Consider the following 2,262-nt stretch of genomic DNA (forward strand, 5'->3'; position numbering starts at 1 on the left):
GTTGTTTGACGGTCATTGCCCCCCCTGCGTAGGCTGGAGCGGCTGCTCTCTCGCCCTCTGCTAGGGTCGCCGTGGTGTTGGTGTACGTCACGCTCCGCTCCGCCGCCGCGCCGCCGGTGGCCAGCCGGCCGAAGTCGGCGGTGGCCGAGCCGTACACCCGCTGGGTCAACGCCCGGGCCACGTCGACCCGGCCCGCGCCCTGCTCGAAGACGGTCGCCCCGGCGGTGAGCTTCGCGGTGCTGACCAGCGCGTCCTTGAGTTTCCCGGCGGTCCAGTCGGGGTGTTCCTGGGCGAGGATCGCGGCCGCGCCGGCGACGTGCGGGGTGGCCATCGAGGTCCCCGACGCCCGGGTGTACAGGTCGTCCACCGGCGTACCCATGCCGGTGCCGGCGGCCCGCGCGGCGACGATGCCGACGCCCGGCGCGGTGATCTCCGGCTTCACGCCGTTGTCGCCCAGCCGCGGGCCCCGGCTGGAGAACGGCGCGAGGTTGTCGTCGCGGTCGACGGCGCCCACGGTGAGCGCCGTGGTGGCCGCGCCCGGGGTGCCGACGGTGCTGGCCGCCCCCTCGTTGCCGGCGGCGACCACGAAGAGCGCGCCCGTCTCGGCGGTGAGGTCGTCCACGGCCTGGCTCATCGGGTCGGTGCCGTCGGTCGGCGGGCCACCGAGGCTCATGCTGACCACCTTCGCGCCGGAGTGGGCGGCCCACTCCATGCCGGCGATGATCGACGAGTCGTAGCCGGCGCCGGAGTCGTCGAGCACCTTCCCGACCAGCAGCCGCGCGCCCGGCGCGACCCCCTTGCGCAGCCCGTCACTGGCCGCGCCGCTGCCGGCGATGGTGGCGGCCACGTGCGTGCCGTGACCGTGCCCGTCCCGGGCGCTGCCGCCGCCGGTGAAGTCCCGCGCCTCGGCGACCCGACCGGCCAGGTCGGGGTGGCCCGCGTCGACGCCGGTGTCGAGCACCGCGACCTCGACGCCGGCGCCGTCCCGGCCGGCCGCCCAGGCCGCCGGCGCGCCGATCTGCGGCACGCTGTGCTCCAACGCCACGTGGACCCGCCCGTCCAGCCAGACCCGGTCCACACCGGCGCCGAACCGGGCCGTCGCACCGGCGGTACGCGCCGCGGGGGTCCCGCGCAGGGCCGTCCACAAGCCACCGAGGTCGTCCTTGCCGACCCGCAGCGCGGCGCCGTTGATGCTCGCCAGCGGCCGGGCGGCGGTGGCCCCCGCCAGCGGCCGCACCCGCCCGGCGGCCGGCGCCTGGTAGCGCACGATCAGCGGCAGCGCGCCCCGGTCGGCGTCGCCGTACCCGTCGGCGACGAGCTCCTGCACGTCGAACAGGTCCGGGTCGAGCACCCCGGCGGCCAGGTACGGGACGACGTCGCTGGGCAGCACCCGCAGCCCGTCGTCGGCGCGCACGGTCTGGAAGATGATCCGCTCACGGCCGGGGCCGGGGTGGACCGTGGCGGCGACCCGGCCGGGCGCGGCCTGGACCAGCTCCACCCGGTCGCCGGTGATCAGGGTGATCCGGGTGGGTGCGGTGTCCGCGACGAAGGTGGCCGGGCTCGGGCCGGCGGGCGGGGCGGGCGGGTCGGCGGACGCCGGTGCGGCGAGCCCGACCAGCAGCGCGCCGACCGCGCCGGCGGCGAGCCAGCGTGGGGACCGGTGCATGCGATGCGCTCCTCTACTCCAGGGCCGCTCTCGTGGAGATCGGCCGTCCGGAGTCTGCGCCGAAGATCATCGCTTGGTCACCGGTTGGGACCCGCCCTACCGACGACATGTCGCCAGGTGGACACGGGACGACAGCGGCCGGACCACCGGATGTCCGGGGTACGGCCGCCGGACGACGGCGCGCCGGATGCGGTGGTTGCTGATCGGGGTGCCGGGACGAGTCGCGCCGCTCAGCTGGCGGGCCACCGTTTCCTCCGACGGCGGCCCGCCGACCTGACCTCCGGTCCGGGGTCGAAACCCGGCCGGATCCGGCTGGCCGGTCCGCCCGCCGCGGCCGGCCACGACCCTCCCGGCACCCCGACCGTCGTGGTCCCGACCACCCCCTGGTCAGGCCCACGACCGTCGGACCGCGCGTCCGGGCGGACACGGGCCTCACCGCCCCGCCCGGACTCCACCTCAGCGCAGCCCGCACGCTCCGTGACCGTCCGCTGGACGGTGCCGTCGGCCCCGGCGCCGGCCCGCACCGGGGAGCCGTGCCGCCGACCGGCGGGACCGCTCACCCCGTACCGGTCCCCGGTCGTGGCCGGGACCCGGTG

General features: G+C 77.3%; 1 protein-coding gene. It reads right to left on the reverse strand.

Annotated features, from left to right (window positions below):
• Positions 1–1,666 (reverse strand): S8 family peptidase (locus tag ACWEVO_RS35265; protein WP_452311740.1); only part of this gene is annotated, 1,666 nt, incomplete at its 3' end.
• Positions 1,667–2,262: the final 596 nt, after the last annotated feature.

Source organism: Micromonospora sp. NPDC003776 (assembly GCF_053605645.1).